Source organism: Ignavibacteria bacterium (assembly GCA_017302895.1).
In the GTDB taxonomy this organism is placed as follows: Bacteria; Bacteroidota; Ignavibacteria; order Ignavibacteriales; family Ignavibacteriaceae; genus UTCHB3.
In genome coordinates, this window is record JAFLBV010000002.1 from 869,491 (window position 1) to 892,711 (window position 23,221).

The 23,221-nt window shown below is 42.5% G+C and carries 13 protein-coding genes; 8 read left to right on the forward strand and 5 right to left on the reverse strand.

The features are described 5' to 3' along the window. Positions 1-2: 2 nt before the first annotated feature. The 3 genes from J0L60_11340 to J0L60_11350 form a co-directional block, all read right to left on the reverse strand. Positions 3-929: a phosphate/phosphite/phosphonate ABC transporter substrate-binding protein gene (locus J0L60_11340; protein ID MBN8546711.1), complete on the reverse strand. Its 927-nt coding sequence runs from the start codon at positions 927-929 to the stop codon at positions 3-5. Between the two features lie 243 nt (positions 930-1,172). Continuing rightward, positions 1,173-6,791, reverse strand: a complete 5,619-nt coding sequence (locus J0L60_11345; GenBank protein ID MBN8546712.1) for a CHAT domain-containing protein — start codon at positions 6,789-6,791, stop codon at positions 1,173-1,175. 12 nt (positions 6,792-6,803) lie between these two features. Further along, entirely contained in the window at positions 6,804-9,254 is a 2,451-nt protein-coding gene (locus J0L60_11350; GenBank protein MBN8546713.1) for a CHAT domain-containing protein, read from the reverse strand. 278 nt (positions 9,255-9,532) lie between these two features. Here J0L60_11350 and J0L60_11355 point away from each other — a divergent pair, with 278 nt between their 5' ends. The 6 genes from J0L60_11355 (at position 9,533) to J0L60_11380 (ending at position 18,061) form a co-directional block, all read left to right on the forward strand. Beyond that, a complete protein-coding gene (locus J0L60_11355) occupies positions 9,533-10,594 on the forward strand; it encodes a hypothetical protein (protein ID MBN8546714.1) in 1,062 nt (353 codons plus the stop codon). A 2-nt stretch (positions 10,595-10,596) separates the two neighbouring features. Further along, entirely contained in the window at positions 10,597-11,274 is a 678-nt protein-coding gene (locus J0L60_11360) for a FecR domain-containing protein (protein MBN8546715.1), read from the forward strand. Between the two features lie 154 nt (positions 11,275-11,428). Further along, the gene (locus tag J0L60_11365) at positions 11,429-13,861 is read left to right on the forward strand and encodes a hypothetical protein (GenBank protein ID MBN8546716.1); all 2,433 of its coding nucleotides are present in this window, start codon (positions 11,429-11,431) and stop codon (positions 13,859-13,861) included. A gap of 1 nt (position 13,862) precedes the next feature. Further along, entirely contained in the window at positions 13,863-16,085 is a 2,223-nt protein-coding gene (locus J0L60_11370; GenBank protein MBN8546717.1) for an adenylate/guanylate cyclase domain-containing protein, read from the forward strand. Then, on the forward strand, positions 16,057-16,530 hold the full coding sequence (locus J0L60_11375; GenBank protein ID MBN8546718.1) for a septal ring lytic transglycosylase RlpA family protein: 474 nt from the start codon (positions 16,057-16,059) through the stop codon (positions 16,528-16,530). Before J0L60_11370 ends, J0L60_11375 begins: the two co-directional genes overlap by 29 nt. A 190-nt stretch (positions 16,531-16,720) precedes the next feature. Beyond that, on the forward strand, positions 16,721-18,061 hold the full coding sequence (locus tag J0L60_11380) for an O-antigen ligase family protein (GenBank protein MBN8546719.1): 1,341 nt from the start codon (positions 16,721-16,723) through the stop codon (positions 18,059-18,061). Here J0L60_11380 and J0L60_11385 read toward each other — a convergent pair. Next, entirely contained in the window at positions 17,991-18,908 is a 918-nt protein-coding gene (locus J0L60_11385) for a hypothetical protein (GenBank protein MBN8546720.1), read from the reverse strand. The genes J0L60_11380 and J0L60_11385 overlap by 71 nt on opposite strands. Positions 18,909-19,120: 212 nt before the next feature. Here J0L60_11385 and J0L60_11390 point away from each other — a divergent pair, with 212 nt between their 5' ends. After that, a complete protein-coding gene (locus J0L60_11390; protein MBN8546721.1) occupies positions 19,121-20,629 on the forward strand; it encodes a response regulator in 1,509 nt (502 codons plus the stop codon). Between the two features lie 79 nt (positions 20,630-20,708). Next, positions 20,709-22,235, forward strand: a complete 1,527-nt coding sequence (locus J0L60_11395) for an AbgT family transporter (protein ID MBN8546722.1) — start codon at positions 20,709-20,711, stop codon at positions 22,233-22,235. A 94-nt stretch (positions 22,236-22,329) separates the two neighbouring features. Here J0L60_11395 and J0L60_11400 read toward each other — a convergent pair whose 3' ends face one another. Further along, on the reverse strand, positions 22,330-23,220 hold the full coding sequence (locus J0L60_11400) for a prolyl oligopeptidase family serine peptidase (GenBank protein ID MBN8546723.1): 891 nt from the start codon (positions 23,218-23,220) through the stop codon (positions 22,330-22,332). Position 23,221: the final 1 nt, after the last annotated feature.

Here is a 23,221-nt window from a genome sequence, read left to right on the forward strand (position 1 = left end):
TGTCACAGTGCCCCCTCAATCTTAAAGTTGATGGCGTCAAGAATTTTTCTAAGCCCGTCATAGTCCTTGTCAGTTGTTGGTATCAGTTTTTTAACATTATAAATCCGGTGCAAAGACTCCTGACCCGCTTTAGTCGAAACGAATTTCAGGAAAGCTTCCACAATCCTTAGTTTCATTTCTTCAGGCATGCTTTTGTTGAATATTACGGGGTCGTTTGGAATCGGTTCGGTGAGTGCAATAATTTTAATTTTTTCAAATACATCGGGATACTGCGTTACCACCCGTTCTCTGGCATCCCTCAACTGACCTGTCTCATCTTTCGGAGAATAGTATGTTGCTCCTGCGTCCACCTGTTTCTGGTAAACCATCGAGACAACAATATCATGTTTCTTTGCAAAAATCGAATCTGAGGGGACAATACCATGTTTTTTTAGAAGTGCGGCCGGAAGGATGTAACCGGAGGTTGAGGAGGGATCGACATAAGCAATTTTCTTGCTCATCAGGTCAGTGATGGTGTCCAATCCCGAGTCAGACCTCACTATTATCTGTCCCCGGTAGACAGCCTCTCCATTGTCTCGAACAATACGAAGAAGAGCTGTGGCGCCATATTTTTTGTTGGCCATGAGATAGGAAAAAGTGTTTATTACCGCAATATCGGCTTTGTTGCTCCCAAAACTCTCGACTACCGTTACATAATCTGCAGGCACAGCCGAAGTGAAGTAGTACCCTGTTTCCTTTTGGAGAAACTCAAGCAATTCCTTTGCAGTGGTGGTTATCTGTTTCGCATCAACAGAAGGTGTAAAAAAAAGCTTGATCGGGTTCTTCTTGGAACCGAGCTCAGTGCTGTACTTGCCCCATTCCCTCTGCGTGGTTACCACGATGAAAAGAAGGAGAGGTGTAAGAAATAAAAGGATTCGTAAGATTTTCATATTTCATCAAAAAAAAAAAGAATACAATCACGAAATATGCCTTAGATTCCTCTCCTGACAAAGTAATCCTGAAAATTTCCAATGTTAAGAAATTGTTAAGAAATTGTTAACTGCGAAATCAGCCAATAATCACAGTTTTTTCAGACCATCAAAGATCTTAATTATACCAAATCTCAAAACTTCAATATTACTGCATTACTGCATTATTGGATTATTGGATTACTGCATTACTGCATTATTGCATTACCTGTAGTCCCCCACCATTATGAAGGGAGCCCAGAAATACGGGAATGCATATTTGGGGTTCTTAATCAGTTTTAGTTTGGCTTTTTGAAGCGCTTCACTCTTTGACATGGTTTTCAGGTTGGTGTAAAACTCTGTCATAAGGATGGAGGTTGCTTCGTCTTCCACTTGCCAAAGGGAAGCCACAACAGTCTGCACACCGATTTTGAGGAAGGCATTTGCCGGTGACACAAGCCAGCCCTTGGCAAATTCCTCGCTTATTGCGGTTTTACAGGCGGAAAGAGTGACGAGTTTATAATTTCTCAGGTTCGTCAATCCCCACACTTCGTTAATGGTCAATTGCCCGTCAGAGAGAGGATCCTGCCCCGCACCTTTTTTTGCCATGGTGAGGAAAGATTTGGTTATCTCACCGTAGTTCATGTTTCCGTGAGTTGCAAGATGCAAGGTGTTGAACTGCCCTTTGGTGAGCGAGCGGATTTTCTCCTCGGTGGCATCATCTTTTGAATATATCTCTGCATCGGTAAAAAGCTTTTTCAATCCGTTGACTTCATTTTCCGAGGAAGGAAGTGATTTGTCGGCATTCGCAAATGCGATCAGTTTGAACGGAACCGCTTCTTTTGCCATGTTTTGGGAGAATACCTTAAACGAGGTTACATAAAACAAAAGGTGATCTTCGAGTAAAAACTTAACTTTTTCACCCGGTTGCGAGGAGATCAAAGTTTCAAACGGGAGATAGTAGAGCTTGCCGAAAGGTACAACACAAAGCTTTTTCTTCCCCTTAAAAATCGATTTTACGGGCTGAACAAGCATCTGATAAAGTTCCATCGCAAGTTTTCGCTGCGGAGCAAGGTACATCTCATCTTCCATTGTCATGCTCTTGTTTTTCGGAGTATAGGTGTCAGGATCTACCTCACCAATCTCTTTTGCAGGATAGGAATCCTTGAGCATTGAGTAAAATTCAACAAGTTTCTGCTCAAGTTCATCTTTTTTGATGTTCATCACGACGGCACCTACGGTATCGGATGTGGCACCAAAAATGTAGAGGTTATTGTCACCCATAAGGTAGGCAAGAACCGCCACATCTTCAGGTATGAACTCCTGCCACTCAAGGAAACTGACCGGGTTAATGTTGTCTTTGAAATAGTCGTCGAGACCCGGATTTTTTTGCACCGTCTGCATTATAAACTCGACATAACTGTTCTCGGCGACTTCGAGACTTGCTTCGAGACTCGCTATTTTCTCCTTGTTCCGTAGTTCAGCGGGTTTCGATTTTTCCTTTTGAAGCTCTTCTTCCAGTCCCGATTTTTTGTTTTTCAGTTCCTTTTCTTTTTCGATTGCTTCGTTCTGATTTTTGTCATCAAATTTTGGGGTTACATTTCCAAACTGCTCTTTCAGACCTTCATTATAGCTCATATCGAGATAATAGAGAGCACTGTCCAACTGGCCTTTCTGTATGAATGAATTGATCAGAGCCTCATAAATTTTTACCTTCAAATCACCCGAAGAAAATAGCTTCGCAGCCTTGTCGCCTCCGACCAGCTTACCCCGGATGTCAGAAAGTACATTCACCGCTTTTCTAAGGTATGAAATGGAGGAATCCTGATTTTTTTCCTGCTGGAAATTCAGCGCTTTATAATAGTAGGAGTGATAGACCAGTTTGTTTGTCCCCAGCTCCTGCGAGAGTTTGATCGAATTATCCAGAAATTTATTTGAAGACTTGAAATCATTTTTGATGTAGTTGAGTCTGCCGAGCACGAGAGAACTGTACATCAGGTCGTTTCTGTCCTTTAGTTCGGTGCTGAGATCATAGGCAAGTTTCGCGTATTTTTCGGCAAGATCAGTCTTTTTAGTGTCGATATAGAGTGATGCAAGGAGTCCGTAAGGAGTGGTCAGATAGGTTTTTGCACCCGTTTTCTTGGCATGTTCAATTGACTTTATGAGAAATTTCTCTGCCTCATCATATTTCTTTTGTTCATACAACACTTCACCTATATTTGAAAGCACCGTCGCCCGGAAATCACCGAAATATTTCAATGAATCGAGAATCGAAAGTGACTTTTGGAAATAAGGAAGTGCCGCAGCGTAGTCGCCCTGCCAGAAATAGACGGTTCCCATGTTGTTCAGGGGTGTGGCCCGGTAATAGTCGTTTTCGAGCGATTTGTATATGCTGTCAGATTTTGAATAGTTATCGATAGAAAGCTGATATTCACCAAGAGAGTTGTAAATATTTCCGTATGAGATAAAAATACTGGCAAGTGCCCAGGGATTGTCAATCTTGTCGTAGTAGCTGTAGGCGGTATCAAAAATTGCCTGAGCCTTTTTGTATTCTCCTAAAACACGGTTCAAATCACCTTTATAGAGATAGACATCACCAAGAAGGTTGTTGTTGTTCATCTCCTTCGCCACCGCTTCTGCCTTGAGGAAATAACTAAGTGCCTTGTCGAAATCACCTCCGGCAATGGACGCGGAACCGAGATTGATCAGTACATTTCCAATCTCCGCTTTTTCCTGCATCGATTCATATATCGCAAGAGCGGAATCGAGATATTTACTCGAAATAGCAGATCCACCCGTCTCGGAGTAAAGCAGCCCTATCTGCTTGAAGCAATACGCAATCGGGGAATTGTTGCTGATCTCCTTCGCCATTTTCAGGGCGCTGTTGAAGATGACCAAAGCGGTATCAAAATTATTCCGGTAACCATACTGCAACTGCCCAAGGTTTATCATACAGTAGATGGCATCGAGTTTGTCATTCACCAAAAGGTTGAGTTCAAGACTCTTTTTAAGAGCTGTGGTTGCATTCGCCACATCGTTGAATGTCATGTAAGCAAGTCCCTGTTCAAACCAGTTTTCCGCAATGGCATACTTGTCTTTCGATTTTTCCTTTATTGCGAGACTCTTGTTGAAGAAGTCGAAAGTCTTCTCGAAATCTTTGAGGTATTTGTACATCGCTCCGATGTTATCATACACTTCAGCCATCCCTTTTTCATCATTTTGTGATTTGTAAAGTTCGACAGCCTTGTCAAAATATTCCATCGCCTTGCCGGGATCACCCTGTTTACTGTAGAGGGAACCGATTTTAGAATAGGAGAAAGCCTGATCAGCGAGATTTCCTGTCTTTACTCTGTGTTCGATTGCTTTATTGTGGGCTTTTATTGCATCATCAAACTTGCCGAGATTCCAAAGAGCCTGACCGATATTCGACTGACAAAGACCTGCATTATCCAGATCTTCAAGTTCGAGATAAAGCTTGTAACTGTTCGTATAGTTCTCGATGGCAATCTGATATTCCCCAAGTTCGAAATAGGTATATCCCATGTCGAAAAGATTCTGAGCCTGTTTCTTCTTGTTGCCCGTAATAAGGCTAAGTTCGTGGACTCTTTTGTAGATATCGAGGGATTTCTGATAGTTACCCATCTTCGAGTAAACATCCGCAATATTTCTTAATACCGTCAGTTTGTCATCTGAAACCGATGTCCCCTTGCTTGAATCGTAGGAAGCGAGGGCAAGTTCGTAAAACTCAACCGACTCCTTGTACTTGTCCATTCCCGCGAGCGAGTATGCCTTGCCCCAGTATGTTCCACCGAGTCTCTCCCACAGCCAGTCAGAAGGTTCGGTTGCAACCATTTTTTTTCTGATCGCAAGACAACTGTCATAATATGCTATCGATTTTTCATACTGCTCAAGATCGGAATATAATATCCCCAGATTATGCTGATTCGTAGCGATATATGATGTATCTTTTACCAGGCGTGCATACTCAAGACTTCTCTTGTAGGCGTATTCCGTTCCTGCCATGTCACCTTTTGCCTTGAGGTAAAGACCTCTTGCCAGGTAAACTCTTTTGATTTTGTCGTTGTTTTTCAGCCAGTCTGCGAACAAAGTAGCAGCCAGGGAATATTTTTCAGCTTCATCCATCAGTCCTTTGGGATAAAGGTCCTCGGTGGTATCTGCAAACTTCCCGGGGATGTCGTAATCGGCTATTGACGCACTGTCCACATCAAATATTTTTCGCAGATCCTTTTCACCATTGGCTTTCAGGATCAGATTCGCGAGTTTCGTCTGGCCGGCAATGGCATCCGAGGAAATCCAGGAAAAGTAGGACTCGATAAATTTAAAGGAGAGCCCGAGATATTTTGCGGGGAAATCTTTTACGAAGAAAAGAAAGTGTTTAACGGTTTCCAGGTCGGATTTTTTGATCGCCTTATCCACCGTCAGACCTTTGAACTCACCCGTTTCAGCCGGTTTTTGGTACGCCGGGTCTTCTTTTACTAGATCCTCTATAATACTATAAATGGGAGGATAATCAGCGAGAAATATTTCAAGGATTTTGGCATCAAGCGTTGGATCAGCAAGATAGTTCAGGACACCGTAACTGTATAAAATATTTTGGGAATTGTCCCTGAATATGATTTCCGATTTTGCAACATCAAGAAGTGGTGAAGTGTAGCCGGTTTTTCTGGCAACCGGAATGTAAGCATGATCTACAATAAAAAGTTTTTTATTCTTGTTTACACCGTCAAATAACTTAATCCCGATTTTGGTTTTGTAATCACCAACATCAAGTACCTTTCCCTTCCCCAGATTGAAAACATCGTGGTCGACAAGTTCAGGATACACACACGCCCACACATTTACATCGGATCCGTGTACTATGTTATCATAACTGCCTCCGAAAACTGTGGCAATAAGGGAGTCGGCAGTTATGTAATTAATGTCAGAGATGAAAAATACCCTGTTCTCAGTTTCTGTGGATGAAACCTTCCAAAGGTCTTTGTATTTCGGATCTTTAACATGCCTTGCAAGCATATCCAGATTGACCATCATAGCCATCGCATTCACCAGAGTGGAGTCGATATTTGATTCCTTCGCCAGCCTGACACTCTCGAGATAACTGCTCTTTGCTTTTAATAAATCACCTGTGTAGGTGTACATGTCACCGATAGTCTTATAAGATGCTGCAATCTGTGCTTTGTTTTTTTCTGACTTTAATTCCTGTTCCATCGTCTTTATTTTCGCGGCAGCTCCGGTGAGGAGCGATTTGGAATCAGGAAGTTTTAATTCATATTTTTCAAGAAGTGTGGCATCTTTTTCCTTGCCAAAATAGTTGATTGCGTCAATTATCAGGTCCTCTGTTTTGAAACCGGCAATGTATTCTTCATAATAGTAGATGAGATTGTCGTAATATGTATCGACATATTTATTGAGTTTCAACTCCTTCGATTTCTGAAGTGAAAGCTGGAAGTAGTCGAGAGCAAGCTCATGTCTCTTCATATTGTTATATGCCACGCCAATATTGTTTATGGCGATTACATAATTTTCGTAATCCTTTTCCTGATAAAATCCCTGCAGTGTTGAATGCCACAAATTTATGGCAACATTGTATTTTGTCGAATCGAAAGCTGTAAGTGCACGGTTAAATATTTTGAGAAGCGAATCGGAACTTTCCTCCGGAGATTTTGCAGTCAGCAACCCTTTTGCAGAATGCTCTTCCTCAGTAACGGATACTTTGCCTGTCTCCTTGCCACTAACGGGCGAAGAGCTCAGTTTGTAACCTGAAACCACTATTATGGTTGCAGTAAAGAATAAAAGTGTAACTTGTAAAACTCGCTTTTTCATCTCATTTCCTAGTTATTTGCCGGGTGATCCAATTAAAATAAATGGTGCCCAGTAAAATGGGTGACTCCAGTCTTTGTTCGTTTTATTGTTTAAAACGGCTATTTGAGCATCTCTCATTGAGAAGAGCAGTGGCTTTTTTTCGTCTTTGTATTTCTCGTAAAAATGTTCCATCATAAATCCGGTTGATTTGTCGTCCACAGTCCAAAGTGTACCCATTACATTGGCAGCTCCGGCATAGAGCAGCGCCCGGGTGAGTCCTGTAAGATCATCCGTCGTCAGATACTTTTGACCTCCGAAAGCTCCAACTCTTCCGGAAAGACATGCACTTAATACTACGAGATTTGCATTAAGTTTCAATTTAAATATCTCTGAAGCTCTCAGGTATCCGTCGTCACTTGAGTTTTTGGTAAGCATAAGATGACTCTTGAGAGCATCCTCCTCATAAATCCCATGGGTGGCGAAGTGGAGTATATCATATTTCCCCGCCTCTTTTTTAATCACCGATTCGGTGGCTGCCTCATTTATCAGAAGAAGAGTTTTATTTTTGTCAAAATGACGCGATATCTCATTTGCCTCTTTCTCAGCGAAAGGAAGTGGTGAGAATTTCGTGTTCGGATAGATGGGATTACCCACAATCAAAATCTTCCCTTCATCCTTCTTCCCTGCTTTCAGAAGAAACGGAAGTGAAGATGCTGAAGGAAGTGTGAGGATCTCCTTCTCCTCGATCCAGTATGTCGGTCTTGCCACATGATGTTTCTTTGTAAGATCAAGGTTTTTGAATGATGATATCAGCGCCGCAAATGGCATCTCGTGTAGAAAACCATGAGGAATGATTATTACCCTGTTAAAATTAACAAGATCCTTGTCCTGCTGATCACCGATTATTGTCTTGTAAAGCTGGAAGAGAGCGAGCTGAAGTACCCTGTCAGCATCTGAGGCATACCACATTTCGGCAAGTTTAAGACTGTCGAGTGAGTCATCGTTTCTGTTCAGAATCTTTTGAAGTTCGGTGAACTCCCCCCTCCTGTTCGGGAACAGATTTATGTCTGTGATAATTTTGGTTACGAGTGAATCGATTTCCCTTGGACTCTGTCTGGATCTGGAAACCGTGATCGAATTCCCGGTTACGAGAAAAGTGTAGAAAGCATTCCTTCCGATAAAGAACTCGACAACTGCACTTTTTTCATCGATTAGCTTTTGGAAGTCTTTCAGCTTCACTGTTTCCTCACTCACAAGCAGATTCAGATCCGGCTGCAACTCCTCCTTCTTCGAATAGATTTTTGAGTATTCATCAAGAAGGGTCGTAAATTTCCCGATTTTATCTTCCTCAAAATAAAGCCACAGCGAATCCCTGAAAACTGTCTCAATCTCGCTTTTCCTCGAAAGTACCTCCTTTAATTCAGAGGGGAGATTCTCCTCCACTCCTGATGCCTTGGTGGACAACATATCTATGAAGGATCTTGATTTGACTTTCTCGGCAAGATTGAACATTGCTTCAAAATCTTTGTTCTCATAAAGTTCGTTTATCAGGAGCACATAATAGTAGGTGAGATTGTCAAGAAATACTGCCCTCCCCCGTTCATCATCCAGTTTGGAGCGGTACTCCTCTATAACTGCGAGATTCTCTTTTAATAAATTAATCCCATTATTGCGAAATATTTCACCGTTCTCTTTTCTGTCTGACATCTCAAGATAGAGGTAACCGAGTCTTAGGGATGCTATCGCTTTCCAGTAGTTATTGCCGCTTTTTTTATATCCCTCGATACTCATCTCGATATTTTTAGCGGCACTGTCGAGCTGCCCGACACTCTGAAATGAGATACCAAGATTGAACAGAATGTTTGTCTTCAGGTTTTCATCCGGAGTGGAAACCGAAAGATTCCTTGCCCTTATCAGGGTGGTTAAAGCGTCATTCAGCACCTGATTGTAATCGCTGTTGTCAGGATCGGCGGATGCATCAAGCCTGTAGAGTATGCCGAGATTCAGGAGCACCGAGAGTCTGCCGTCATTATTCCCCTTTTTTTCATAAAAGTCGAGCACTTCCATAAAAAGATTCTCAGCCTCGGTGATCTTACCGGCATAAGCCGACCGTCTGTCAGTCTCCATCAGGGTAATCGCCAGATTGTTTTTTATATTGTACAGCTCTGTTTCGATTGCATTCGACAAAGGCGGGTTAAAATCTTTATTCAAAAGGTTTACAGCCAGTCTGTAAAAACTTGCAGCAGCCTCCAGTTCCCTGTAATTATAATAGAGTGTCCCGAGTAATTTTACCGACCGGATCTGGTTATAATTGTCTTTCTCCTTCTCCGAAACCTTAAAAGCTTCGAAAATCACCTTCTCGGCATCCTTGTACATCGATTTTTCGAGGAGTGCATAACCCTTGTCTACGAGTTTACCAGCTTCGCCCGTCTGTGCTTCAAGCAGTGGAACAAAAATCAGAATAAAAAAGAAAATTTTTTTCATGTTGGAAAAGTTTCAGATTTTTTACTAAATTGAGTAATACAAGATTTGATTTTACCTTAATTTGTGATCCAAAGCAATTTAACGGTTTTGAAGTGTCTAAATCACAGATTAAGGAGAGATTAAAGACTATTTTAACAAAAGAGATTCTAATTATTTCCTTTTACTCGTAGATGGAGTAATTTAGAATTCAATTTAATAAAGTTTATTTAGAATTCAAACTCTATTACATTTCTACGAGCAAAAAGTTTCCCTTAAGTTTATTTATCAACGGAGGACCCATGAGAAATCGAGTGGCTATATTCATCTTTTCTGTAATCATGACTCTGTCAGCGGCAGCGCAGGCACCAAGAGTCGATATACAGATACTTAATCCGCTGCCAACAGTAGATCTTACACAATTCATTAATGCAAAAGATCTGTGTGGCGCACCGGAAGTGTTTCAGGTTAGGCTTGATCCTAAAGGTCAGCAGGGCTTCATAAAAGCTTTTTTCTCCTGGAAAAAAATTGATCAGACAAATTACGACGAAGTCTATAGAATGACCAGTAATAATTTTACCATCAGAGACTTCTACAGCAACGAATTGTGTAATTCCGAGATTAATGTCAAGGAAGAAAATTCCAACAAGACCCTCATCGACGAGGCTCTGAAAAAAGGCGTGCCGGTTGGCAGTTACAAAATAACAATCGAGTTGTACGGTGCCAATGGTACATTTCTTGCTTCAGATACTGAAATAAGGGATTTCACAAACCCTGCAGCAACTTTGGCTCTTATCTCTCCTGTGCAGTTAATGTCTTACAGTGAAAACAGCGTACCTGCATCATGGAACCCGGTTATAGGTGCACAGTCTTACAGAATTAAAGCTGTCAGACTCACATCTATTCCACCTTCACTCGAATCAGCAATCGAAGACGGTACTCCCTGTATCAATAATGTTGATGTGGGACCAGTCACCCAACTGAATGACCTTTCAATTCTTCAGACAGCAAACCCCTGGAGACCGGGTGATTTTGTTGTCGTCAGAGTAACGGCTATCGTTCCCGGCGCAGGTACCAATCAGGAATTGAACAGTAATATTATCCTTTTCCAGATTAGAAATGTCAACAATCCCCAATCATCAGTTATTTCACAGTTGATAATGAATCTCCTCTCATTCCTGCCACCAAATATGGTTACTCCGGAGTTGCAGCAGTTCCTGACCCTTTACGGTGCTTCCATTACAGGATACCAGGGAGATGGTGGACAAAACCTGAATTTGAACGAATTCCTTAATCTCTTAAATATGATAATTGCGAACCCGGAGATACTAATTAATATCCGTCTCGAAGGTTCCGGGAGTTAAATATGAAAAAATATCTTTTAAATTTATCCGTACTCATGGTTGCTGTTTTCTTCTTCTCGGGAGCAACCGAAGAGATAAATGCTCCAGCCGCTGTTGTTACGAAGGTTGTTAACGCCGCTGAATACAAGACTTCTTCCGGTAAGTGGACCGATTTGAAAGTTGGACAGGCTCTTAACTCTGAAGATATGATTAAGACTTCAGGGAAATCTCTTGTCGTTGTCAAGTTTACCGATAACTCGGTACTCAAGGTGAGAGAGAATTCCCAGGTTAAAATATCAACCCTTAAGAAAGACAAAAATGTCTCCAAAACAGTAGATGTTGATAAAGGAGCTGTAAATGCTTCTGTTACCAAACAGGATCAGCAGGATTTCAAATTCAAATCACCGACTCTCGTGGCTTCGGTCCGCGGTACCTGGCTCCTCTTTGGAGTCGGAAGTGACACTACAAATGTTGACTTGAAGGAAGGACAGCTCTTCTGCGAAGCCCAGCTTGGAAGACAGGAATCTGGCGATTTGAAAGAAAATCAAACTGTTACAGTAACTCCTGAGGGTTCTTTCAAACCGAGAGAAATGACCGATTCAGAGAAAAAAAGATTCGAGAATTCGAACAGGTCGAATGTCAAAAAAGTGGTGATTAAAACACCGCAAGGTGACATCGTAATAGAATATCTGGAAAATTAAAGAATATATTTTCAGTATTAAGCCGCTTTTCATATTAAAACCATGTGAAAGCGGCTTTTATTTTTTGTTTTTTTTATGCTATTTTGTAAATTCCATAAACCCTTAAAGAAATTACCCAACTCCCGTTTCATCAATATCCCGGAGGTTTAATAGAATGTTAAATTACTTTTTCAAAATCAGTTTCTTTTTGCTTCTGCCTGTGGTTTTGTTAGCACAAGCAAGCAATTTTGTGACGGGCGTGTCACTTACGGATGCCAGAGAGGGCTCTGATCTAACCATAAGAGCGGAGCTGACCAATATCAGCGAAATTTCTGATATCACGATAGCTTATCGTGTATTTGGTACAACGGAATTCATTAAAAAAGAGATGGACCTTTCGGGCGGTAGTGCAAGCATAAATCTGGGTGCAGACGAAATAAGATTGCCGTCTCTCGAATATTATTTCATCATCAAAATGAGAAGCGGTGGTGAAGAAACCTATCCCGTTGATGCAGTCATGCAGTCGTATCTGAATGTACAGGTTCAACCCAAATCAGCCAAGGACAGTGAAGTTTTGCTGCTTAACCCTGAACCGGGTACACCTATGACAACTGATGAGGCTCTCGTTACCATTTCACTTCTTAAAGCCAACGATGAGGTTGACAAAGGAAAAACCCGTATTTTCGTCAACGGAGTCGACCTTTCCGATCAGCTTTTTATCGCCGAGGATCTTATTATTCTTGCCGGTGACAAACTCGTTTCGAATCTCAAAACCGGAGGTTTGAATTCCGTCAGAGTGGAACTCTATAAAAAAGACGGCGCTGCATACCATGCCTACTCCGCAGGTTTTGAAGTCAAGGAAAAAAGCGGTAACAGGATTCAAGGCACACCTTTTGAATATTTCCTTAATGTGAGAGGTGAAACCAGAAACGAAAATGTAAGAGAAGTGAACAACTGGTACAATAACATCTCCCTTGATGGTAAAGCCACCTACGGTGCTTTTGATGCCGATCTGCAGGTTTACGCCACTTCGGAAGAGAAAGGGTACCTCCAGCCTTACAACAGATATAAACTCGGAATCTATAACGAGTATTTCAGAGTAATTGGTGGAGATTATACACCCGGATATCAGTCACTCATCATGAACGGCAAAAGAGTCAGAGGTATCACCAGCAGTCTGCATGTCGGATTCTTTAATGTTCAGGCTTCCTACGGCGAAATAAACCGCGGTATCGATGGAGCGATTGTAGAGATTTTGCCACCGAACACCTCACTTCTTGGCGCTGATATTCAGAGACTCCCTGACGGAAGGATCGCAAGAGTTAATCAGGGTACTTTCAAACGCGATGTCCTGGCAGTCAATCCATACTTCACTGCCGGTGAAACATTTAAACTTGGATTTACCTATCTTCATTCGAAAGATGACCTTGCTTCTGCTCAATTCACCAGACAACCCCAGGAAAATGTTGTGGCTGGTGCCGACTTCGCTTTGAACCTTGACGACAACAGAATCCAGCTATATGCTCAGGGAGCATTCTCCGTCATCAACAAGGATATAACCACGGGAAACATCCCCGATTCGACCATTGACAAGGTTTTTGGTCCCGGTGGTGCATTCAGCGGTAATTCCGGGCAGATAAAAGATATCAAAGACATTATCAGCAGGTTCATCACTTTCAACCAGTTCCTATCCCCATTGAAACCGGATGAACTTTCTTCTCTTGCTTATGAAGTAAGCCTTTCACTTAATTATTTCAACAATTACTTCAAAGGTTCATACATTAGCAGAGGCTTTGACTATATCTCCTTCGGAAATAATTATCTTAGAACCGATGTCTCCGGATTTAATCTCTTTGACCGTTTTTCGTTGCTCGACAACAGGATGTTTCTCTCCCTCGGATACGAAAGACTGGAAGACAACAGAAATAAAACCAAATTTGCGACAACCAAATTCACAAATTTTAATGCATCAGTTTCATACTATCCTGCTTTCAATCTGCCCGGAATCATTCTTTCCTACTCCAGAAATGAAAACAACAACGGTATCCTGAGTACTGATCCTGATCCTATAAGAAGAACCTACGGCATTGATGATTATACCAACAGATTTGGATTGCAGGTTACTTACAGATTCTTTGCTGCATACAACCACAATCTTTCTGCAAATGCTTCGATTTCGAGCAGAAAAGACAACACCATATTCCAGTTTGATGCAAACAATACAATGTTTGGTATCAACTACTCGACAGAGTGGAGCAAAGCATTACAGTCGTTCCTGAACCTTAACATGAGCAATAATGAGATTGTTCAAGGACCGGGAAGACCAACTGTCAACTTTAACATCACTTCACTTGTTGCCGGAGCAAAATATTATCTGATGCAGAACAAGCTCGTTCTCAACGGTTCTGTCTCCCCCACCTTCGGAGATGCAAAAAGAACAGCAATCGATGTGAGCGCACTTTACTATGTGCTTCAGAATTTCTCGCTGCAGTTACAGGTAAGATACATATTGAACAGTGGTGATATTTTTGACCCTGTAAGAAATGTCACAATACCGATAGCAAACGATTCTATAATTGGATTAACAACAAGATATGAATTGAGGTAAGATGCAACCCAGGAAAAACAAGTCAGGCTTCGTAACAAAACTTGCCACAGCAGCGGTTGTTGCACTTCTGACAATTCTTCTCACGGGTGACTTTTTTATCTCAATAAAGCCCATCAAAGAGCTTGAGCTTAAGCAAATTGATGAGAAATTTACAAAAAGAGGTGCTGTCCCGTTTAAGGACAGCACCTCTAATGTTATTATTCTCGAGATAACCCGGAATACTTTTAAGGGCATGCCTGAAAAGTATAAAAAATGGCCCTACCCCCGGGAATTTTTCGCCCGTGTAATTAATAACCTGAATAATGCCGGTGTAAAAGCCATAGGCGTCGACCTTCTTATGGAAAGTTCCAGCATCTTCTCGCGTGAAGATGACTCCACTTTGATAAATGCCATTCTCGCTAAACACAATGTTGTGGTTGCCGGTAAGACTTTCGATGAAAACAGAAACACCGGAGGCAATGTACAGGTGGAGGTCGAAAATCTGAAGGAAGACTACGGGAGTTTCCTTTTCCCGGTCGACAGCTCAATCGGGATCGTGCAGGTAATAGCCGATAACGATGGTGTTCACCGCCGATACTACCCCTTTGCTTATTCCCAGACCTCCAAAAAAAGTGTCCCCACTTTCTCATTCGCAGTATTAAACAAATGGTTCGGTCTCTCTCCGCTCACCATTTCCGAGATTTCAGGTGACTATTTTAAATTGGGGAAAAATCTGATACCGAAGTACGACGATGTTTCGATGCTGGTAAACCTTTACGGTTCATCGCGCACATTCAAACATGTTGATTTTATTGATGTACTCGATGATTCGGTATTCAATACCGCTGAGGAACTTGAATACGGTACATCGTTGAATATTTGGGATGATCCCGCTTCAGGATTGCTCTATTCGGGGATGTTCAAGGACAAGATTGTTCTGATCGGCTCCACTCTCGAGGAAGATCGTGATGTTATTCCCGTTGCGTTATCGACCGACGAAAAAGGCGGAAGCAACACTATTTACGGTGTAGAGTTCCACGCAAATGTTATCCAAAACATTATCGATGGAAACTACATAAACAAGTTTCCCTACTGGGCAGAGGTGCTCCTCATAATTGCTTTTGTAATGATCAGCTTCTTCCTGACTTCCTATCTGAGAGATCTGAAACTTCGCATGAGCTGGATCGTCGAGATCGGAAGTGTCGTGCTGGTCTTTCTCCTGGTTTTTGGAATCAGGGAACTCTCCAATTATCTCTTTATCGATCAGAAACTCCTTCTCTCGTATGTTGGAATTGACCTCGGAATCATTCTCGGTTATTTCTCCAGTACAGCCTACTACTTCATCCTGGAAAGAAGACAGAAAACACAAATCAAAGGAATGTTTTCACAGTATGTCGATAAATCGATGGTTGACGAACTGATTGCCAATCCCGATAAACTACGACTTGGCGGTGAGAAAAAATTTGTAACGGTCTTCTTTTCCGACATTGCAGGATTCTCAACTTTCTCGGAAAACAAGGAACCGGAAGAGCTTGTAGCATTTCTCAACCAGTATCTCAGTGCGATGACGGAATCGGTTATTGCAAACAAAGGAACTCTCGACAAGTACATCGGCGATGCCGTGATGGCTTTTTGGGGAGCTCCGATTCCGATTGAAAACCACGCCCAGCTCGCCTGCAAAACCGCTCTTACTCAGCAGGAAATCATCAAAAGGATGCAGAAAAAGTGGAAGGAGGAAGGGCAGCCGATTATTGATGTGAGAATCGGTATAAATACGGGTGACATGGTTGTTGGTAATGTCGGTGGCACACAGAGATTCGATTACACCGTGATGGGTGACAATGTGAACCTCGCTTCCAGACTCGAGGGAGCAAACAAAGCCTACGGTACTCACATAATGATTAGCGAATCCACTTTTGAACTCGTGCATAAGGAGTTCATGACTCGTGAGCTCGACAGGCTAGTGGTTAAAGGAAAAACCCTGCCTGTGAAAGTCTACGAACTTGTTGCTGAAGCCGGTGCTGAAATTGATGAGGAGACGAAACAAGCGATGCAACACTACTGCGACGCCATGTCAAAGTATCGTAATCGTGACTTCGGAGGCGCCCTCGAACTTTTCAACAAAGCTCTCGAAACCAAACCTGATGACGGACCATCAAAGGTTTACATTGAAAGGTCGAAACACTATATTGAATCACCTCCGGACGAGAACTGGGATGGCGTTTTTAAACTCACTACAAAATAATTTGTTTAGAGGCGGGGTAATTCTCGCCTCTTCCCTTATTATCTCGGCCTGTGCTTCCACAGTACGAATACCCAACAACAGGAACAAACCCGACATCGAGGTAAACAACCCTGAAAGCAATCCCGCCTCCTTCGATCTTAAAGTCGTTTCAACTTTTACCGGAAAAGCCACTTATTATGCCGACAAATTTCAGAACCAAAAGACTGCGAGCGGTGAGGTTTACAAAAAAAGCAAGTTTACCGCCGCACACAAAGACCTCCCCTTCAATACACTTGTGAAAGTTACAAATCTGAAAAACGGGAAAAGTGTCGTGGTTAAAATAAACGACAGAGGACCTTTCGGGAGGGACAGGGAAATCGACCTCTCATACATCGCTGCTAAATCGATCGACATGCTCGCTGATGGTGTGGTGGATGTGAAAGTGGATATTCTCGGGAACAACTGATTACCCCTGATTAACGGGAACAACAAATCCCCTCTCCCTTTTCCTGCTTATTGTTAAATTCACACTTTACAATTTATTTTTTTGGAAAAACTCTCTGATTCTCAGATCACTCACAGAAATTAAGAACTCTGACACAGGATTCCTGCTTGCACTGCTGATTACGGCCGCCGTTTCGGCAGTTCTGCCTGCCATGGCAGTCCCTGTCCTGCTCGGAGCGGTTCTATTTTATGCCCTGATCAAAGCCGGCGGAAGAGAGTTTAATCTTGTTGTGGTTATGCTGCTCCTCTTTCTTACCAGCAGCACACTCGACCCGTCTTTCCGAGTAGCAGTAATCGTATGGTCGCTTGCCTCCCTTGCGTGGTTTGCATTTGATGATCCGGAAAAGCATGAACGGATGAAAATTCCGCGCGGGATAATCCTTTTTGCAGTTTTCACCCTCTTTTTTATTGTACTTTCGGCCCTCGTTTCAATAAACCCTTTTAAGGGATTGTCAGCCGCATTTCGTCAGGCAGTGTTTTTTGTTTTTGCGTTTTTAATCTTTATGAATATCAAAAACCTGAAAGATGTGTATCTCCTGCTGGCAACCGTGTTGCTTACGGGATTGATCAACGGATTTGCAATCCTCTATTCTATTTTTGCCGGTGGTATCTCGGCACATACCCTTTTGGAAGGACCAAGCAGATTCGGCGGGCTTTTTACAAATATCAATATCAATTTTTCAGGAGTCACTCTCGCCGTCTCTTTCCTTATTATCGTGGCTTATTTCTTTCTGAAAAATAACCGGAACATGCCACGAAGGGCTTTTCTCCTTGCAATTCTTTTTCCCCTCTCTCTGGCACTATTGATTTCAAATTCCAGAGCAGCACTTCTCGCAGCTTTCGCGGGTGGCATTACTTTCTTCCTGATAGTTTTCCCAAAATACAGGTTCCATTTTTTCGTAGGAGTCATCGTGTTTGCTTTGGCTGCATTCCTCATACCTCCGGTCAACGAATTCCTTTCGCTGATGCTCCGTTTTGAAAGATTTTTGAATGTAAGGGATCATCTGTGGGCGATGTCGTGGGAATCGATTAAAGATCATCCTCTGCTTGGCACCGGTCCCGACCAGTTTAAGGACTATTTCTTCAAATACATGACCGCCTCCGAAGGAAGCTATGCGGAAATGATGATAAAAAGCCTTTACAAAGAAGCAGGTGACAGCGGTCTCTCACATAATTTTTTTCTTTTCAGACAAACTGAACTCGGCCTTCCGGGACTCATCTCCGCTTTTTGGTTACCGGGGATGTTTATTCTGTTCGCCGTAAGAGCAATGAGAGAATTACGAAATCAAGACAGGGATGGTTTTATTTTGGTTGCCGCATCATTGTCGGTGGGTGTGGGACTATTTGCACGGTCGGTCTTCGAATCAATCGGAATTCTTACCCACGGATGGCTGATGGTCGACCTTCCGTTCTGGGTTTGTTTTATGGTGATTGTTTATTTTTACCGGAAGACCCGCCAAATCCAAACAGAAATCCAGAAAAGCTCCCCATAGCATAATAGAAATGCATCATTATTAGAATTGACGGGAGGCTCACCGCGGGCAGTCCGTATTTCAGAAACTTACTGAAACTTTCCACCATAACTGCCGTCAGATAAATCCCCAGAATCATCATAAATGACCCTATGGTAAAGAGTGCGGTCCTGGAGTAGTCAAAAAAGTGTAGTGCGCCAGTTAGTAACAGGAGTGTGATCTGGAGAGTGTAAAACAACACAGGGGCAGCCTGTTTAATGCTGTGACTTAAGGGATCCAGTGCGAAATACTTCCCGTAGTCAAAGTTCTGCTTCTTAAGTTTTATCAGGGTTTTCCTCGTCCTGTAAAAGTAAATCAGTTCAGGATAGGCGTATCCCTTGAACCCTTTTTTCTCCGCCCTGTGATAAAATTCATTGTCCTGGTTCCTGATAAATTTTTCATCAAACAGTCCGATCGAATCAAAAACCTCTTTACGAACAGCGAAGGCACCACTTCCAAATCCGGGAACAGGTTTCGACACTCCGGATATCCTTTGCCAGTTCCTTCCAAGCCTCGAAAGATGAAACAACTGAATGGACCTTTCGATCATGGTCTCCGCTTTTGGGAAATCGTAACAGGGCGAGAATATCGATACATCTTTGTCCCTCGCGGCAACCTGAGCAAGATTCCTGAAGTAACCGGGATTCAGACTGCTGTGTGCTCCGAGCATCTGTACCACATCAGCCCCATTATCGAGAGCATAACGGACTCCAATATTCAAAGCATTTGGTGTGTATTTGGCAGGATTATCCAGAAGAACAATTTCAATCCCGTCGGAGACTGACTGGCTGACAGTCCACTCAATTTCCTTGTTCTTCGAGCCCGACACAACCACGACCGAAGTAAGATAACCGGTGTTTTCTTCCGTAAGAATGTTGTTTAATAAAGTATTTAGGGAAAGATGGTCGTCGAGAACAGGAATTACTGCAAATATTTTGATGGCGGTATCTGTTTTTGTTAGAAATTTTATTAATTTTCCTTGTAATTTAACCTATGTTTCGTAAATATAAAAAGCTATTAACCATTAATTGTTGAATTCACTTGAAACAGTACAATCATAGCGGCTCAAAAATTCTTATTGTTGATGATGATGCAACAAATCTTAAGTACCTTCTTATCAGACTGACACAGGCAGGATATGAAGTAACCCAGTCACAATCGGGCAATGAAGCACTACAAATGCTTCAAACTTTTTTACCCGATCTCATCCTCCTCGATATTAAAATGCCCGGCCTCGACGGTTTTGAAGTCTGCCGGATTGTTAAGGCGATGGAAGAAACTGAGGATATCCCCATAATATTCCTGACCGCCCTGACTGATACCATCGACAAGATTAAAGGATTTCAGGCAGGCGGTGTTGATTATGTAACCAAGCCGATCAACTTCGATGAGCTTAATGCCAGAATAAACGCACACCTCACTCTCGTTAAACAGCACAGGGAACTGAAAGCCAGTGAGGCCAAGTTTCAGATGCTCGCTGATTTTTCGTTCGATTTCGAGTACTGGCTGAATGATATGAACAAGTTCAACTATGTATCCCCCTCTGCGAAAAGAATAACAGGATATGAGGCTTCAGATTTTGAGAATGACCCTGCCCTGCTGAGACGGATAATTCACCCCGAAGACAGAGAAAAAATCTGGAAGGATATTGAATCAGGTTTCGATTCCACTGAACCGATTATGCGACAATTCAGAATCGTAACCAAAAGTGGCGAAATCAAGTGGATTGCCCATAAATCTCTAATTATCACCGATAAAGAGGGTAAAAACTACGGCAGAAGAGCTTCAAATCAGGATATTACGACTCTAAAACTCGTCGAGGATGCCCTTCGCCAGTCGGAACAGGAACTGAAAGCTGCAAATCATTCCAAAGATGAATTCCTCTCAATCCTCGCTCACGACCTCAAGTCCCCGTTTACAGGTTTAATAGGTTTATCAGAAATGATGAACAACTATTATAATGAACTCAATTCCGACGAAATCCGGGAGTTCTCTTCAGGTATTTATGAGTCTGCAAAGGTTATCTACGCCCTCATCGAAAATCTCCTCACCTGGACAAGAATTCAGTCGGGTAAACTGGAGTTTGAACCTTCAGAAACCAATTTAAGAGATGCAGTCAGGGATGTGGTTTTCTCGAGTGAAACCAGTGCCCTTAAAAAGAACATTACCCTGCTGAACGAGGTTGAACCCGGTATCAGCATAATTTGTGACAGAAACATGCTCGACATGATTCTGAGAAACATCATATCGAATTCAATCAAGTTTACATATTACGGAGGTGAAGTCAGAATTTCAGCCGAACTCGCTGGCAACTTCGTCATTCTTGTGATAAAAGATAACGGAATCGGAATAACTGCCGAGAATCTTGCAAAACTCTTTAAGATGGAATCAATTATCTCAACCACCGGAACAAACAAAGAACAGGGCTCGGGAATGGGTCTGCTGCTAACAAAAGATTTTGTTGAAATCCAGGGTGGTACAATAGTAATTGAAAGCGAATCAGGAGAAGGCACAACGGTCTCAATCTCGTTACCGTTGCAGAAAAAATAATTTTTATTAATGAACTAATTTTCTCCGAAATACATTAATAATGTAGAACTTTCTACATCTGTTAATCTTTCGGAGTACTATGTCAACAAAACCGGCCAACGCGGGTATTTGGGATAAATTCCTGAATATCATTGAAAAAGGGGGGAACCTTCTTCCTCATCCTGCAACACTCTTTCTGATTTTTGCCATTCTCATCGTAGCCGCCTCCGGAGTGGCTTCCTGGCTTGGACTCGAGGTTCAACATCCCGCAAAAGACGAGATGATTAAACCCGTCAACCTGCTTTCGGTTGAAGGACTTCATTACATTCTTACTTCGATGGTTCACAATTTTACTTCCTTTGCACCGCTCGGAACAGTACTCGTTGCATTGCTCGGAATTGGTGTGGCAGAAGGGAGTGGATTGATGGGCACGGCATTAAGACTGATCGTGATCAAGGCACCGGCAAAAATCCTCACTTTCGTGATTGTGTTCTCAGGTGTCATGTCAAACGCAGCAAGCGAAGTTGGATATGTCCTTCTGATTCCCCTTGCAGCAATTATTTTTCTGGCTGTCGGAAGACACCCGGTTCTCGGAATTGCTGCCGCATTTGCTGGTGTCTCGGGAGGGTACAGCGCCAATCTCCTCCTTGGTACAATCGACCCCCTGCTCGCAGGTCTCTCGCAGGAAGCAGCCCACATAATAGACCCTAACTACTCCGTAAACCCAGCGGCAAACTACTACTTCCTCGCAGTCTCAACATTCATTATTGCAGCAGCAGGAACATGGGTAACCGAAAAACTTGTTGCCCCAAGACTCGGGAAATATACCGGTGACGAAAAACCGGAAGAACTTAAACCTCTCACACCTCTCGAGAAAAAGGGTTTATGGTCAGCTTCTGCTGTTGTTTTTGTTCTTGCGTTGGTGATCATCGCCGGGCTCGTTCCTGAAAACGGATATCTTCGCGATCCCAAAACAAACGATATTCTAAAATCACCTTTTATGTCGGGAATTGTAGCCATCATTTTTATTGGTGGAGCACTCGCGGGTCTCGCTTATGGAATCGCTGCAAAAACGATAAAAAGTGATTCCGATGCAATGAAAGGGATGAGTAAATCGATGGAAACACTGGGGTCATACCTCGTGCTGGTTTTCTTCGCTGCTCAGTTTGTTGCTTATTTCAACAAAACAAATCTTGGTTTGATAATTGCTGTTGAAGGCTCCTCAGTACTGAAATCTCTCAATCTCGGTGAGATTCCCCTGATGATTTCATTTGTCATCCTGACTTCAATTCTGAATCTTTTTATGGGCTCTGCCTCTGCAAAATGGGCTATAATGGCACCTGTCTTCATCCCGATGTTTATGCTGTTGGGCTATTCTCCCGAGTTTACACAGGCAGCTTACAGAGTGGGCGATAGTGTCTCAAATGTAATCTCACCCATGATGTCATATTTTGCACTGATCATTGCCATGATTCAGAAATATGACAAAAATGCCGGTTTGGGGACATTGATTTCCACAATGATACCTTATACCGTGGTGTTCTTCATCATCTGGTCTCTGTTGCTCGTGGGATGGGTAGCGATGGATTTACCTCTGGGTCCCGGCTCCAGATTGTATTATCCATAGTGTAAACGCTGTTGCAGGATTTATTTTGAGAATCCGGGAAGAAGAATTGATGGATTTCATCTGTCAATTCTTCTTCCGGTTTTAAAGTGAAAGGTTACAGTTTCAGTATCTTCTTGATATCTTTCATCGATTTGTTTTGAGATACCAGACTAAAAAACAAAATTTGTTTCTCCACATGGGTCGTCCAGTATTCCCAGTTATGATCACCTGAATCAGCAAGGTTCAAAATTGGCACTTTCCTTGAGGCTGCCTCTTTTGCAAAGGAGGAATTGACCCCAAAAGCAAAATCCTTTTTACCACAGGCAATGAAGATTTTCAGTTTCTCTTTCTTCCCTTTGAAGTTTTTCAAAAGGTGAATCGCAGAATTCTTTTCCCAAACTTTTTTGTTCTTCGCATAGTCTCCGAGTCTCTTTTTAATTCCCCACTTACCGGAGAACTTGGTGATGTCCAGTATTCCGCTCATCGACCCGGCTGCCTTGAAATAGCCATCTTTTTTGAGATAAAATGATATGGCACCGTGACCACCCATGCTCAAGCCGGTAATGAACCTGTTTTTCTCATCGACCCGGTATTTGCTCTCTATGTAAGGGACAACCCTTTTCCAAAATGCGCTCTCATATTGCAGTTCTTTTCGGTCGTTGCTGTTCACATACCAGGAATCATAGTAGCCGTCGGGAAGTACTATAATCATCTTGTAGAGGTCGGCAAGCTTTTGGATATCATAGTTTACTTTCCAGTCATACGATGAACCTGCCCACCCGTGAAGGAGATAAACAAGCGGATATTTGGTATTGTTCTTTCTGTATTCCTTCGGCGTATAGATGAAAAGCTTGTTGATGATCGTCGACTTGTCATTATTCCCCTTGTCGAGCTGCTCATATTCTGCCTTTGGAGAAAAAAAAGCTAGGTTTACGGAATCCTGTGAATACAGAGTCCCGGAAAAGGAAAGGAAAAGGAATAACAGGATTCTGGTTTTGAGTCTCACT